The 14,461-nt window shown below is 63.7% G+C and carries 14 protein-coding genes; 11 read left to right on the top strand and 3 right to left on the bottom strand.

The genetic code is table 11. The annotated features are described in order from the left end of the window. Window positions 1–13: 13 nt before the first annotated feature. The 4 genes from KBX13_RS10870 to KBX13_RS10855 all read left to right on the top strand — a co-directional run bounded on the left by KBX13_RS10870 (window position 14) and on the right by KBX13_RS10855 (window position 4,973). The gene (locus tag KBX13_RS10870) at window positions 14–1,441 is read left to right on the top strand and encodes a bifunctional ADP-dependent NAD(P)H-hydrate dehydratase/NAD(P)H-hydrate epimerase (protein ID WP_256022169.1); all 1,428 of its coding nucleotides are present in this window, start codon (window positions 14–16) and stop codon (window positions 1,439–1,441) included. Window positions 1,442–1,723: 282 nt separating this feature from the next. Next, window positions 1,724–2,734: a hypothetical protein gene (locus KBX13_RS10865; RefSeq protein ID WP_256022166.1), complete on the top strand. Its 1,011-nt coding sequence runs from the start codon at window positions 1,724–1,726 to the stop codon at window positions 2,732–2,734. A 10-nt stretch (window positions 2,735–2,744) separates the two neighbouring features. Continuing rightward, window positions 2,745–3,794, top strand: coding sequence for a hypothetical protein (locus tag KBX13_RS10860; protein ID WP_256022164.1), 1,050 nt, complete (start codon window positions 2,745–2,747; stop codon window positions 3,792–3,794). Between the two features lie 66 nt (window positions 3,795–3,860). Beyond that, entirely contained in the window at window positions 3,861–4,973 is a 1,113-nt protein-coding gene (locus tag KBX13_RS10855) for an MFS transporter (protein WP_084028642.1), read from the top strand. Here KBX13_RS10855 and KBX13_RS10850 read toward each other — a convergent pair. Further along, window positions 4,965–5,618 (bottom strand): ABC transporter ATP-binding protein, encoded by a 654-nt coding sequence (locus KBX13_RS10850; protein ID WP_070361711.1) that lies wholly within the window; start codon window positions 5,616–5,618, stop codon window positions 4,965–4,967. The genes KBX13_RS10855 and KBX13_RS10850 overlap by 9 nt on opposite strands. Continuing rightward, on the bottom strand, window positions 5,619–6,617 hold the full coding sequence (locus KBX13_RS10845; protein ID WP_320072983.1) for an ABC transporter permease: 999 nt from the start codon (window positions 6,615–6,617) through the stop codon (window positions 5,619–5,621). 93 nt (window positions 6,618–6,710) lie between these two features. On the opposite strand from KBX13_RS10845, the gene KBX13_RS10840 reads away from it, so the two are divergent. From KBX13_RS10840 to KBX13_RS10830, 3 genes are all read left to right on the top strand, one after another. Next, complete coding sequence (locus KBX13_RS10840) at window positions 6,711–7,829, top strand: sensor histidine kinase (RefSeq protein ID WP_256001182.1); 1,119 nt, start codon at window positions 6,711–6,713, stop codon at window positions 7,827–7,829. Continuing rightward, on the top strand, window positions 7,822–8,433 hold the full coding sequence (locus tag KBX13_RS10835; protein ID WP_256008661.1) for a response regulator transcription factor: 612 nt from the start codon (window positions 7,822–7,824) through the stop codon (window positions 8,431–8,433). The genes KBX13_RS10840 and KBX13_RS10835 overlap by 8 nt, the downstream gene beginning before the upstream one ends. A 329-nt stretch (window positions 8,434–8,762) precedes the next feature. Then, complete coding sequence (locus KBX13_RS10830) at window positions 8,763–9,164, top strand: hypothetical protein (RefSeq protein WP_256022163.1); 402 nt, start codon at window positions 8,763–8,765, stop codon at window positions 9,162–9,164. Window positions 9,165–9,529: 365 nt separating this feature from the next. Here KBX13_RS10830 and KBX13_RS10825 read toward each other — a convergent pair whose 3' ends face one another. Continuing rightward, window positions 9,530–10,723, bottom strand: a complete 1,194-nt coding sequence (locus KBX13_RS10825; RefSeq protein ID WP_256022161.1) for a multidrug effflux MFS transporter — start codon at window positions 10,721–10,723, stop codon at window positions 9,530–9,532. Window positions 10,724–10,740: 17 nt separating this feature from the next. Here KBX13_RS10825 and KBX13_RS10820 point away from each other — a divergent pair, with 17 nt between their 5' ends. Genes KBX13_RS10820 through KBX13_RS10805 form a run of 4 tightly spaced genes read left to right on the top strand, consistent with a single transcriptional unit; the run spans window position 10,741 to window position 14,216 of the window. Further along, on the top strand, window positions 10,741–11,142 hold the full coding sequence (locus tag KBX13_RS10820; RefSeq protein ID WP_256022160.1) for a hypothetical protein: 402 nt from the start codon (window positions 10,741–10,743) through the stop codon (window positions 11,140–11,142). 36 nt (window positions 11,143–11,178) lie between these two features. Continuing rightward, entirely contained in the window at window positions 11,179–12,066 is an 888-nt protein-coding gene (locus KBX13_RS10815) for a hypothetical protein (protein WP_256022158.1), read from the top strand. Then, window positions 12,063–12,992 carry a hypothetical protein gene (locus KBX13_RS10810; RefSeq protein ID WP_256022157.1) on the top strand — a complete coding sequence of 310 codons (930 nt, stop codon included), beginning with the start codon at window positions 12,063–12,065 and terminating at the stop codon, window positions 12,990–12,992. The genes KBX13_RS10815 and KBX13_RS10810 overlap by 4 nt, the downstream gene beginning before the upstream one ends. A gap of 27 nt (window positions 12,993–13,019) precedes the next feature. After that, a complete protein-coding gene (locus KBX13_RS10805) occupies window positions 13,020–14,216 on the top strand; it encodes a plasmid pRiA4b ORF-3 family protein (RefSeq protein ID WP_256022155.1) in 1,197 nt (398 codons plus the stop codon). Window positions 14,217–14,461: the final 245 nt, after the last annotated feature.

Raw genomic sequence — 14,461 nt, 5'->3', positions numbered from 1 at the left:
GTAGAATGGCGGAATGTTTGCTGCACCGTTTGCCTATTCCGCCGCGGAGATTCGAGCCGCGGAAGCTCCCCTCCTTGCCGCTGAGGCGTCTCCAGATGCGTTGATGCAACGCGCCGCGCATGCTGTGGCGCGCGTGGCGCGCGAGATGTCGGGGCCGCGGGAGCGAGTGTTGTTGCTGGTGGGCCCGGGCGGCAACGGTGGGGATGCGATGTACGCGGGGGCGGAGCTCGCCAGGGAGGGCTGGCACGTCGAGGCTTGGCTGCCACTGGGCCGGGCGCAGCAGCGTGGGCTGGATGCGTTTGTGGGGGCCGGAGGTGGGGTCGTCGAGAAGCCTGGGGTGTGCGACCTTCTTATCGACGGCCTCTTCGGCCTCGGCGGGGCCGGCGACCTGCCCGACGCTGTCGCCGACATCGACGCGAACCAGGTGCTGGCCGTGGACGTGCCGAGCGGCGTGGATGCCGACACCGGCGAGGCCGGCCGCAACGCGCTGCAGGCCGACGTGACGGTGACGTTCGGCGGGTGGCGCTACGCGCACGCCCTCTCGACGCGCTGCGGGAACGTGCTGTGCGCGGACATTGGCCTACCGCTGCCGGAGAGCTCCGTGCGGGCGTACCGCGCGGTGCCCAACACGGGCCTGGACCTCGAGGGCATCAGGCCGATGGGCCCGGTGCCGGTGAGCGTCAAGGAGCCCGGCGCCGATGACGACAAATACACAGGCGGTGTGGTCGGCATCCACGCTGGCAGCGGCACGTATCCGGGCGCGGCGCTGCTGTGCACGGCTGGGGCGGTGACGGCGACACCGGCGATGGTGCGGTTCGCGGGCGCGCAGGCGCTTGAGGTGGTACGGGCGCGGCCGGAGGTCGTGGCCACCCGCGAGTTGGAGCAAGCCGGTCAGGTGCAGGCGTGGGTGTGCGGCCCTGGTATCGGGATCGATGGGGAGGCGGATGCTGCCGTCGATTGGGTGTTGCAGCAGGGTGTGCCGGTGGTGCTCGACGCGGATGCGCTCACCCGTGTGGCCCGCGCGCCGCGTAAGTTGGCGCGGGTTGTGGTGACCCCGCACGACGGTGAATTTTCACGCCTATATATAGGTATGACCAACGATCGCGTCGAGGAGACTGCCGACTGCGCCCGCCAACTTGGTTGCACGGTGGTCCGCAAAGGGCGCGCCACTGTCGTTTCGGACGGTCAGGAATCCATCCTTATCGACGCCGGCTCCTCCTGGGCAGCCACACCCGGCTCCGGCGATGTGCTTGCCGGGATTATTGGGGCTCGTGTGGCGCGCGACGGGATGGACGATGTGCTGCTTTTGGCGCAGTCGGTTCAGGTCCACGCGGTGGCTGCGTGGCTCGCTTCCCGGACGCCGTACGGCCACGCACAGACTTCTGCTAGTGAAATTGCATCCAATGTGCGTAGTGCTACGGCGTGGTGCGCACGTTTTTAGCAAAAGCAGTGTATGTGGGCCTAAATTACACCGCTGTAATTTAATGCCGATGAACTGCATTTTCACCCTCCACACCCCCAGAAAGGGTTAGGTGGGGTATGGTCCCTTTGTTTGGTTTGTGGCTTCCTTAAATGTAGATGTTGAACAATCCCGCAAACACATGTCATGGACCTGCGAGTATGTGAATATTAAGGTTTATTTACGGTTTTTCCTGGATAAATACAGAAACACGCGTCAACGAACGAATACGTTTCCGCAGCTCCCTCGGCTACACTCAGAAATATGTTCAACAATCGGAGACTCCAAGCAATCGCAATCGCGCTCTCGCTCGGCGCGTGCGCCATGGTCGCCCCTTCCGCTGAAGGTGCCACCGTTGGCGAGAATGTCTCCGGCGTATGCTCCATCCGCCTTAACGCCGAAGAGACAAAGCTTTATGAGCAGTCGAAGGGCAAGGCAGCAAGCTTCGACGTCGACAAGGCGTGGAAGCTCGCATTCGAGCAGGCTTTCCCAGCAGCCAAGATGCACGGCGAGAAACTGTACAACGATCTGAAGTCGGACTTTGCGTACCAGCAGCAGTTCCAGCCAGATCCTCGCCCGAAGCTCGCTGAGCTCGCTAAGCAGGTCGCTGAGGACTCGGAACTGCCAGAGTCTGTCGCACTCGACTACGTCACCCACAAGTGGAGCGACGCAGTCGTGGCAGGCTTCGAGAACCCGGGTCGCCTCCCAGAGATCCTGGAGTACGACAAGTACTTCGAGAACGGCGAGATCCCAGCCTCGAAGCAGTCGTTCCGCGCACCGGAACCAGTCTTCCCGACCATCGGTGACCGCGACGCCCTGATCCAGGAAAAGAAGGACCAGTTCAAGGGCCTCACCGACGAACAGGCAGCTGCTTGGGTTGACCAGTTCGAGAACCAGGAAGGCGTCGCAGAGACCCGCACCATGGCGGAGGTCGAAGCAGCGCTGAACCAGTCGAAGGACAACTGCCGCGACGGCAAGTCCGGCATCGTGCTCTTCCCAACACAGCACTCCAACCCGGACGCAGTTTCGCAGGGTGCTGAGGGCACGGACCGTAACAAGGAACAGCAGCCAACCACCACGCCTTCCTCTCCGACCACCACGGTTTCCGTTGACGTTCAGGTCAACCCATTGAACGGGAAGACCACCGTGAACGATGAGCCTTCGAAGACAGTCGATACGAGCGATAACTCGGCTGCCCTTATCGGTGGCATTGTTGGCACCATCGTGATTGCAATCCTGGCGGTCCTCGGCCTGACGGCAGCCAAGATGCTGTAATCTCATCTCCATGGAGTCTCGGAGATTTTTCACTGGCGTTGTAGCCCTCGGGCTCAGCGCCAGTTTCCTATCTCCAGTCGCGGACGCCGCCGTCATCGGCCCCCAAGATCCCGCGACGAAACTCTGCGCGTTCTACCTCTCCCCCGCCGAATACGCCCGCCTCATGAACGCGGCGCGGCTCCACTTCTCCGCGCCCGAGAAAGAGTACGCGCTGGACTATCAAACATTCCGGCAAGCGTTTCCGGAGCTGGGGAAGGTCGAAGAGGACGTCTATAAGCGAATTACGGAAGAGGAAGGGCGAGAGTTTCTCGCACCCAGCAACTTCGCGCGGCCCGACTCGCTACAGCACACGTACGCGGTTGAGGCCTTCACAGAGGCGGGGCTGCCCGCGAGCGTCGCCGAGTGGTACCTGTTCAAGTACAGCCCGCAGCGCACCACGCCGCAGGCGTCGGCGGATGACGTGCTCACCTACCACTACTACGAACTGATGGGGCAATACCAGGTGCTCGGGCCAGGGCAACGCGCCCTGTTCCGGCCGGTCACCCAAGCCACTGAAACCCCAGACATCGCGCGCGAGCTCCAAACCCGCTTCCCTGGGCTCAGCGACGCCGCCGCAACCGCCTGGGCGCAGCAATACGCAGACACGTTCTTCTACACCAACCTGCGGCGCGTCAAGGAATACGTCAGCCTACGGGAGCGGGCTGAGAAGCTCTGTGCCGCCGGCGGCGACGCCACCCTGGCGCTACCGATCCCGCCGAACGCGGTGAATACGGTGGTGCCGCCGATCCCGACGCTGACTACCAGCGCGGCACCAAAGCCCACGCCCACGAAACCGGCCACGCCAACCACTCAAGCACCCGAGCCGACCGCAACGGCCACAACGAAGCCAGCCCCAACCACAACCACGCCCGCGCCCACAACCACGACCCCGACCGAGACCGAGGAAGAGAAGGAGCTCACGCCGCTCGCGATCGCCGGGATCGTGCTGGGTGTGCTGGGCGCGGTGCTGGCGGGAGGCACCGTGATCATGCAGGCTCTCAACCTGGGGGCGTTCGCCTAACACGCGCGGTGTAGGTTGTCACGTGTGAGTAAACAGTCGTCGCTTCCTATGCTGCCTCTTTCCGCGATGAGCTTCGCGGCGTTCGTCTACGTCACCTACGAGATGTTCGCGGTCGGCCTGATTCGACCCATGGCGCAGGACCTCGGCGTGACGGAAGGCCAGATCGGCCTCCTCATGAGCGTGTACGCCGGTCTGGTCGCCGTGGTGACCATCCCGCTGATGCACTTCACGCGCAACTGGGACCGCAGGCCCGTCTTCCTGGCCACGCTCGGCTTCCTCGCCGGGGGCGTGATTCTGCAGGGCATCGCGAACAGCTACGCGGTGCTCGTCGCTGCCCGCGTGACCGCGGCGTTTACGCACGGGCTGTTCTGGTCGCTGATCAACCCGATGGCGGCACGGCTGGCGCCGAAGGGGATGACGGGCAAGGCGGTGGCGACGGTGTCGTTCGGGTCGACGATGTCGGCGGTGATCGGTACGCCGTTGACCACCATGCTCGGCGGGATGATCGGGTGGCGCGGCTCTACCTGGGTGTTGGGCGTCGCGGTGATTTTCTCGGTGGTGGCGTTGGTGGCGTCGCTACCCTCGATGCCGGCGAAGCACCCGGAACCGGCAACGGGGGCGAAGCGGACAAAGTCGGCGATCCCGTCGCTGGTACTCTTCCTGACGTTCAATGTCACCGCCGTGTTCACCACCTTTACCTACCTGGCGCTGCTCATGACGACGACAGCCGGGCCGAAGCTGGTCCCGTTCGGGCTGTCCCTCTTCGGCATCTGCGGGGTGATTGGCGTGTTGACGGCGGGCAACACGGTGGACCGGCGCATGATCCGGGTTAACGGGTTCGTCGCCGTGCTGCTGGTCGGGTCGGCGGCGCTGGGGCTGCTCGCACTGGAGACGAAATCGGTGCTGCTCATCATCGCGATGATCATCGTGTTCGGGCTGGCGAACGGGGCGCTGCCGCCGTCGGCAACCACCATCTTCCTGCACGCCGGAAAACGCAACGAAGACCTGGCAAGCTCCATCTACGTGGTGACCTACCAGGTCGGGATCGCGGCCGGATCCGCGCTCGGCGCCGCGGTGGTGGACGCGGGCTTCCTGCCCGGCACGCTCTGTATGACGGCCGGACTGGCGGCCTGCGCATTCATCACCCTGGTGCTTGGGTCGCGCCCGAAGCTACGCTAGCACCCGCTCGCGCGACACGTGGCCGTCGCGGACGCGGACTACCTCGTCGCTCTCGGAGATGAGGCTGGCGTTGTGGGTGACAAACCCGCAGGCGACGTCGTGCTCCTGCACCAGGGTCCGCAGCAGTGCGACGATCTCGTGGGAGCGCTCCGAGTCGAGCGCCGCCGTCGGCTCGTCCGCGAGGATCAGCTTCGGCTCCCCCATCAGCGCACGGGCAATGCCGACGCGCTGGCGCTGCCCGCCGGAGAGCTGCTGCATGCTGCGGTCCCCGAGGCCGTCCAGGCCTACTTCCGCGAGCAGCTCGTTCGCGCGGTCCACGCGAGGCTTCACGCCACGAATGTGGTCGGTGACCAGCAACTGATCCCGGACGTTCAACGCCCCGATCAGGTTGGCCTGCTGGAAAATCATCCCGATCTTCTGCAGGCGGACTTCGTCGGAGACCGGGGTGGCGTCGACAAGAACGGTGCCGCTGTCCGGGGTGAGCAGGCCCGCCGCCGCGGAAAGCAGGGTGGACTTGCCGGAGCCGGACTCACCAATGATGAAGGTGAGGTGGCCGGGGTTGGCGTCGAAACTGACGTTATCCAGCGCCGTGAGTGTGTCCTCGCCGTCTTGGTACGTGACGGTGACGTTTTCCATGTGCAACATTTACGCAATACCTCCCAGTGCGAGCTGCGGCTCAACTTTTGTAATTTGGCGCGTCGCGATGAACGCGCCCACCATCCCGATCGCCCAAATCGCGAGCGGCGGGCCGGCGACCGTGAGCACCGTCAGCGAGAACGGCGCCACCTTCGACGCCGCCAGGCCAATGCCCAGCGCGATCAGCGCGCCAACCGCCGCGCCGATGCCCAGCAGCACCGCCGCCTGACCCAGCGCATCCTTGCGCAAGTAGCTATTCGACGCCCCAATCGCCTTCAAAATGGCCAGGTCACGGGTGCGCTGCATGGTCCACACCGTCAAGAAGGCCACGATGACCAGCGCCGCGATGGCGTACAGGAAGCCCAGGATCATGTTGAAGGACGCCTGCTCCGACTTGTACGCAGCCAGGCCGTTGAAGGAGTCCTTCATACTCATGCCACGGTCATCGCTAGCGAGCAGCACCGTGCCGTCCGCGTCGGTGTGCATAGCGGCCTTCCAGTCCTCCGTGTTCACCCACAGGACCGCGGTGTGGGAGAAGTACAAGTCATCCGTGACGGCGTCGACGGTGATCGGGGTGCCGCCGACGGAGAGCTCGTCGCCAGGAGCGACGTTCAGCGAACGCGACGCGACCGCGCCGTCGCCGAGCACCTCGCCGCCGGGCAGCTCCGTGCCCTTCGGCAGACCCAGGATGGAGATGGACTCCTCCTTGCCGTTCTCGCGCAGCAGCAAGGTTTGGCCGGTGCCCAGCGGGACCGTGCCCTCCTCCGCCGTCACGCGCGACGTCATATAGGAAGGCTCATCCATGTCCTGGAAGACGACCGACTTTGCATCCAGTGCCTCCAGGGCCTCCGTGTTCTGCTTGCCCAAACCGTTGGTCAACCCGGTCAGCATCACCACGAGCAACGTGATCAACCCGACCGTGCCGACAATGAGGCCGAACCGCCCCTTGGCTTTCACAATTTCTCTCAATCCGACGAACATGCCCACATTGTGCGTGTGAGCAGGCATAATCCACATCGGGAGCGGGGTTGAACCTCGAATCAACCGTCCGGTTGATGCGCTCTCAATCGCATGTCGGGTGCAGCGTCTAAGGTGATCTGCGTGAACACCACCAACCGGATCCTCACCTTCCTGCGCGTCAGCCTGCACGTACTCGTTGCCGTGCTGCTGCTCGTCGGCGTTGTCTCCAGCGGGTGGAACCCGCTGGCCATCTGCATGGCGGTCCCCTTCGCGTTGCTCTACCTGGCCGGGACCGTGGCCTACAACGAAGGCAAGCGCTTCCCCCGCGCTGCTATGTACACCTGGCTCGCCGCCGTCCTCGCGCTGTGGGTGGTTATGGCGCTGCATGCCGCGGAGTTCGTCTGGCTGGAGTTCCCGCTGGTCATCCTGGTCTCCGTGGTGCTGCCCACCTGGTCCGGTATCGCGGTGGCGGCGCTGCTGCTGGCATTCACGCTGTCGGTCACAGCGCCGGGCGCGGGAATCGGCGGAGTGGTCGGTCCGCTGCTGGGCACCGTGCTGGCGCTGCTGATCTACCACTCCTACCGGGCACTCCGCGCCGAAGCCGACCACTACAAGCACCTCGCCTATGAACTCCAGGCCACCCACATGGAACTCGCCGCCGCCGAACACGCATCCGGCGTCCTCGAGGAACGCGCCCGCCTCTCCCGCGAAGTCCACGACACCATCGCGCAAGGCCTCAGCTCCATCGTGCTGCTCGGCCGCACGCTGGACAAACAAATCACCGAGCCCGGCGCGAAACAGATCCTGGACACCATCCGCGCCACCGCCTCCGACAACCTCGCCGAAGCACGCCGCTTCGTCGCCGTCAACGCCGGGCCCGCCGAACCCCTGCCACGCAGGCTGGAGGAGCTCGCGCGGGGAGCGGAGGGGCGTCAACAAGCACTCGGGCAGCGGCTCACGGTGGACCTCAACGTCGAAGACGTGCCCGAGCCCGCCGCCGGCGTCATCGAGCGAGTCGTGCGCGAGGGGCTCTCCAACATCGTGCGCCACGCCGGCGCCACCCGCGCCGTGGTCACGGTGGAGAAGCTTGGGGACGTCGCCACCGTCGACGTCTTCGACAACGGCCGCGGCATCACCGGGCCCGAAGGCTACGGCCTGCGCGGGCTGCGGGCGCGCGTCGCGGAAGTCGGCGGCACCCTCAGCGTCGAAGGTAACGTACTAGCAGCAAGCATCCCCCTGGGAAAGGACACCCATGAGTGAGATCAACGTCATGCTTCTCGACGACCACCCCGTCGTCCGCGCCGGCCTCCGCGCAGTACTCGACTCCTTCGGCGACATCACCGTTGTTGGCGAAGGCGCGGACGGGCGCGCCATCGAGCGGATGCCCGACAACGTCGACGTCGTCGTCACCGACATCCAGATGCCGCACGTGGACGGCATCGAAGTCACCCGGCGCCTCGGCGAAGCAGGCGGCCCACCCGTGCTCATCCTGACCACCTACGACACCGAAGCAGACGTCGTCGCCGCCGTCGAAGCAGGCGCGCTCGGCTACCTGCTCAAAGACGCCCCCGAGGACGAACTCCACGACGCCATCATCGCCGCCTCCCAGCGCAAACGCGTCCTCTCCCAGGAAGTCGCCGGAGTCCTCGCCGAGCGCCTCATGCGCCCCGACGAAGCCTTAAGCGCCCGCGAAATCGAAATCCTGCGCGCCCTGCAAACCGGCGCCTCCAACCGCGCCATCGCCGACCGACTGTTCATCTCGCAGGCCACGGTGAAAACCCACCTGATCCACATCTATAACAAGCTTGGGGTGGACAACCGGACCGCCGCCGTGGACCGGGCGAGGGAGCGCAAGATTATTTAGGGGCTTTGGTGGGGAGCTAAATTGCTCGACAGTGCTTGAGCTTGAATCCTTTTCCTTTCATCCTCCCAAGTTTATTATTTGCATCTCGCTGAGCGGCGCCCCTGTCCTTGCCTTTGCCAAAGATGTATTGCCCAGTTGCTTCATTCCGAAGATTTACGACGGCGCACTTCAGCGTGACGACTTTTCCGCGTGGAGGCTTTTTCTTCGTTAAAAAGACTTCCGATGCTGGTTTCGGTGCATAAGCATTAGCGCTCGGCGCAGCTGAAATTGCTGCCCCGGTTAAAGCTAGACTTACTATCCCGACTACTCATGAACGGAGTGGCTTTCGCATGACCAATCCTTCTTCCTTGTCAAATGATGAGCTGCAAGGCTTTTACGAAGAGCTTTACGTGTATTGCTCCAAAAAAGCTTCATACCATATTGCAGAGCGCCTCCAGAAGGAACTCAAACTTTCCTTCTCCGAAATTGACGCTCTTCCTGATTTCACAGTTAGTGAATGCGATGAAGACGAGTACGAACTTGCTAAAGAATTAGAACCTGGTAGCAATCAGGAGAGCTTTCGTCCATACGTGATTACCCAGCACTTCTTCTTGGAAGTCTTAAACCTAAGTGACCAGGTAATTGACCCTATTAGTGATGCTGTTTTCGAAGCCGTTCAACGAGCGACAGAAGATGTCCCATACTTCAGTTTCATGGGCTTTCTCAAGGACAATCGCTCTGAGGATAAGTAGAACCGGATCGAAATCGATAGCTCTTTTTCTCTAAGTTCGAGCGTTGAGCTGGACGTGCACGCAAAAGACCAGGTCGCTGATTGTTAATGTGGGTATTTGGCGCTAACCGCGGCAGAACGTGCACCAAATTCCCGATTTTCCGGAAAGGTGCCTGGCTATTTCCCCAGGTCGCGATCTCTGCGCAAAGGAATTTGGTGTCACCCTCGCCGACCCGAGTGACAAAAGACGCAACCCACTTTTCACGACCTGGGCTTTTACCGGGTTCAGCCGACAGGATTGCGTCCATTGTCACTCGCTCCCCACTCCATGCACCAAATTCCAGCATTTGAAAAGCGGCCCCAGGATACCTGCACGCCACAGAAGTGCTAGATGTTTTTAGGCCTGGAATGTGGTGCAGCGCTACCCAAAAGCACTCCCAAAAGGGCCAGGCCGGCGCAGGTGAGGATGCCGGTGGCCATCGAGGCGGTCGGGTTGGACTCGAGCGCCACCAGGGGAGGGACCAGGCCGCCGATGATGAACTGGAAGAAGCCCATCGCGCCGGTGCCGGCGCCGATCCCGATGTCCCGGATCTCCTCCACGGCGAGCGCCGAGGCGTTCGCCATGATGAACCCAGCCATGGCGGAGAGGATGGCGATGAAGGGGACCATCGTGAGGCTGGGGCCGAGCTGGCTGTAGGCGAGCAGGATCAGGCCGGCGAGGATGTCAACAGATAACGCCACGACGAGGAGGGTGCGTGGCTGGTGGGTCTTCACCAACCGCATGTTGATGGAGTTCGATAGCGGGATGAGCAGGGCGATGCCGCCGAAGATGAGGGAGAAGGCAGTCGGTGTAACGCCGAGCTGCACCTGCAGGACCAGCGGTGATGCCGAGATATAGGAGAACAGGGTGCCGAAGCCGAGGCCGGCGGCGAACATGTAGCCGAGGAAGGCGGGGCGCCGCAGGCACTGGACCATGCGAGGGAAGATGGTGCACAGTGTGCCGCGAGTCCGCTTGGCGGGTGGGAGGGTTTCGGGGACGAAGCGCCAGGCGATGAGGATCTGGGCGAGGTTGACGGCGGCGATGGTCCAGAAGACGCCTCGCCAGGTGAAGGTGGGGATGATCAGGCCGCCGAGGACGGGTGCGATGGCGGGCATGAAGCCGGAGATCGCCATGAGGCCCGACAGGCCACGGGCGGCCTCGCGGCCGTGGGCGATGTCGGGGATGACGGCCCTCGTGACGACGACGGCACAGCCCCCGGCCAGGCCCTGTAGGAACCGGACGGCGATCAGGAAGGAGATCGTGGGGGCGACGGCGCAGGCCACCGACGCCGCGAGCGCCACCACCGAGGAGACCAGGATGGCGGGTTTGCGGCCCGTGCCGTCGGAGATCGCGCCGAAGACCAGGTTGCCGAGTGCCATCCCGAGCATGAACCCCGAGATGGTCAGTTGGGCGGAGGAGGGGGACGTCGATAATTGGGTGGCGAGCTCGGGCATGCCGGGCAAGTACATGTCGATGCCGAGCGGGCCCGCTGCGGTGAGCAGGGCCAGCGCAAGTAGGAGGCCACCGGAAAGTTTCTGCACGTCGGTAGGATAGCTGCATGCGTGCGACTGTAGAAATCTGTTCGGCTGACGACATACCAACGACAACGAGGGCGCTCACGGACCGCGAGCCGTCGGAGTGGGTGGTGCTCAAGGCGGTGGAAACCACGCCCGGCGGGAAGCTGCGCGTCTACGCGGGGTGCCTGGCGGGGCAGCAGGTCCCGGGGCCCAAGGAGAGGCTTGCCGCGGAGCTGCGGGTGGCGCCCGGCGCGCAGGTCACGCTCTGGGTCAACGAGGAATACGAGCACCACCTGCTTGCTCAGTCGGAGGGGCTGCGCCTGGAGGGTGTCGCGCTGGAGCGCGGCCAGGCAGGCAAGGTTGGGGCCGGGCACCTGGCGGTGACGCTACGCAATACGGGGGAGGAAACGGGCCGAGCGCTGCTGTTCGGCGGCGTTGCGTAGTTGGCTAAACAGGGTTGGCAGGCTTAGCGTAGGTGCATGCAGTTGCCTAAGTATGGTCCCGCGTGGGCCGGGTCCCTGATGGGGACGTCGATCGCCTCTACACTGTCTGGTCTGCACGGGTTCCGCTTCGGCCAGATCGCGTTTGCGCTGGTAGCGGCCGTGTTGTTGGCGGTGTTCACGGTGGGTATCCGCAACGAGCCGCCGCGGCACCAGAACATGGCGGCGTGGGGCATGTACACGATGGGGCTTTTGGCGTGCGGCTCTGCGTGGACGGCGCTGACCGGCAACGACATCTTCCAGCTGATCAGCTGGTGGATTGGCGCGCCCCTGTCGATCGCGGTGTGCCTGTGGCAGCTGTGGGGCTTCTGGAAGGTCTCGGAGCACTACACCACCCCGGCGTTCCCGTGGGGGCTGGCGCCGGTCACGCCGATGGTCGCGGCGACCTCCGGCGGGCAGCTCGCCGCCGAGCACGGCATGTTCTACCACCACGCCGGCATCGTGTGCTTCTTCTTCACGTTCATCCCGGCGATCCCGCTGTTTGCCTACTGCTACTGGTCGCTGTGGCGGCGTCGCGATCGCCCGCGCGGCGCGGCGGCAGGCACGGCCTGGATTCCACTCGGGGTTGTCGGCCAGTCGACGGCCGCCTCCACCTTCCTTTTCGACGCCCACCTCTACGGCATCATCATGTTCACCATCGGCGTGCCGTGCGTCCTTTTCGGCATGTACTGCTTCTACCAGGCGGTCTTCACCTGGGCGCCCTACGGGCCAGGCTGGTGGGGTTCCACATTCCCGGTCGGCACCCTGTGCCTGGGCTCCTGGAACCAAGGGTGGCACGCCCTCTCCTTCGGCCTGCTGCTCCTCCTACTGTTCCACTGGTGCGCGTGCGCACTCCGATTCGGCACCTGGCAGCGTGAGCGCGTGTGAAAACCAGGACCAGCTATAACCTGCCACCAGCGGGACCGGCGTGGGGCGGCAGCCTCATGGGGACCTCGCTGGTGGCGACGCTGCTGGTCATCAGCGGCCTCGACCCTCTGGCGTGGGTCGTGGCCTGCATCGGGGTAGCCATCCTGGTGGCGCTCGTGGTCGGGTTCATCATCTACCGCACGCCACGCTTCCACCAGGACATGATGGCGCCGTGGGCCATGACGTTCATCGGGATCATGTCGCTCGGCACCGCCTGGACCAACCTCACCGGCAACCTGACGTACATCCTCGTCGGGTTCTGGGTCGGGGCTCCCGCCTGCCTCGCCGTCTACGCCAACCAGCTCCGCGGCTTCCAAGGGCCACCGAACTTCGCGTGGGGGCTCGCGCTTGTCGGCCCCATCATGGCGTCCAACACGGCCGCCACCACCCACGTCAAAGGCGGCGGCGACATCTACTGGATACTCGGCGTGGGCTGCATGGTGGCGTCGATAAGTGCGGCGTACCCGCTGTTTGCCAGAGTGTATGTGGCGGCGTGGCGTCGAAAAGTAGATCTGAGCGGGCCGAACGCGGCGACCGCCTGGATCCCCCTCGGCGTCGTCGGGCAGACAGTGTCCGCCGTGGACCTGCTGTTCGGCAAGGATGCCGAGCTTATCGTTGGCACCGTGCTGCTCATCATCGCGATCCCCATGATCGCCTTCGCCATGTGGCACTTCTACCCCGCCGTCGCGCACTGGGTGCGATACTCCCCCGCCTGGTGGGCCTCCACCTTCCCCACCGGCACCATCAGCGTCGGCAGCCACCACCTCGCCGAAGTATGGAACCTGGAATGGCTCACCATCATCGCCACCGCACTGCCAGCCCTCCTTGTCTTCCACTGGCTCCTCTGCGTCGCCCGCTGCACATTCTGGGTAGTTCGCGAGCGCTAAAAGATACAAAACTATAGAGTGAACGACATGAACATCTCTCTATTAATCACCGTAGAAAACTCCCGACCCGAGATTTCACGATGCATTAATGTTGATCACTCGATGTACATGGGGGAACTCGCACTCATTATCGACGCCACCCTCGGCTTCTCGAGCGCAGCAACACACATGTTTTCGGGGAACATCAACGGCGAACAACGCGTCTACACCGCCCAACCAGCCGCCGGCGAATACGACGAAAACGACCTCACCGTCCAAGACATGCCCGAAACCATGAGCTACATCTACGATGCCGGCGCCAACTGGAACATCAACGTCCAAGTACTCGGGCCGTCCACCATCGCCGGCCCGACCCCCGTGCTGATCTCCGCGCTCGGTCCCGACGTCATCGAGCACCTCAAAGGCCCCGCCATGATGAGCGAGCTCTATGACGAAGCCGTCCGCCTCGCAGCCGGCCAACCCGCCGACATGCACATCACCCCAACCCTGTTCTCCGCGATGCCCGTCATGTCGCCGGGCCACATGGTGGACAGGCTTACCAAGGCAGACCCGGTCAGTATCTCGAACCGCATGTACTACAGCGTCGAAACCATGGTCGCCCGCAACATGATGAACCCCGACGCTGCCGCCGAAGAAGACGAAGACGTCCGCGAAGCGCTCCGCGAATACCTGGCCAACCGCGAAGACCTCAAAGACATCATGGCCATCGACCCCAACCCCGAGAGCAACCCCGCCGTCATGGCCGCCATCGGCGAATTCCTCGAGGACTACTACGGGCCCAACCCGACCTTCGACTCCCCCGTCTACACCGGCATCACCGAAGCCCTCTACAACCTCATGGACGGCCTCCTCCCCGACGACCCCATCTGGCGCAGGCACCTCCACAACTTCTTCGTCGAATCCGGCTTCATGCGCGCCGAGCAAACCGGGCGCTACACCATCACCAACGAGGGCGTCGAGCTGCTCAGCGGCGGCGACAACCCATTCGACTTCGCCGAGAACATCGCCCGCGGGTTCTACGCGACATTCGGCCGCGAAAACTGGAACCAGCTCATGTTCAACCTCATCTCCGACTCCCCCCACCTTCCCGACTCAACCATCTACAAAGAAGGCACCGCGCTGCTCGAGGCCTTCGGGTTCGGCGAAGACGCCGGCGACGGGTTCGCCCTCAACGGGGACGGCTACGACATGCTGAAATGCATCGCGATCGACTTTTCTTCGTAGGCCTAGTGCCAAAGGACGCACTTCGTTTTGGTATAGATGTTCATAGTGACTGGTCAGAAAAGGGCTAGTTTTTCCTAGCTGCGTGATTTGGCACTGCGCCCCGCCACAAGACACCAAATTCCCCGTTTTCGCACGCAGCCCGGCGCGTTTCCCCAGGTCGCGGATTCCTCCCCTAGGTGGCAGGCTGGTTGTGGGCCAGAACCTGAAGGAGGTCCGCACCCATGTCCCCGCACGATATTCCCCCG

It is taken from the genome of Corynebacterium sp. CCUG 51687 (assembly GCF_024453995.1).
Lineage (GTDB): Bacteria > Actinomycetota > Actinomycetes > Mycobacteriales > Mycobacteriaceae > Corynebacterium > Corynebacterium pseudogenitalium.
This window is presented reverse-complemented; position numbering and strand designations above follow the sequence as displayed.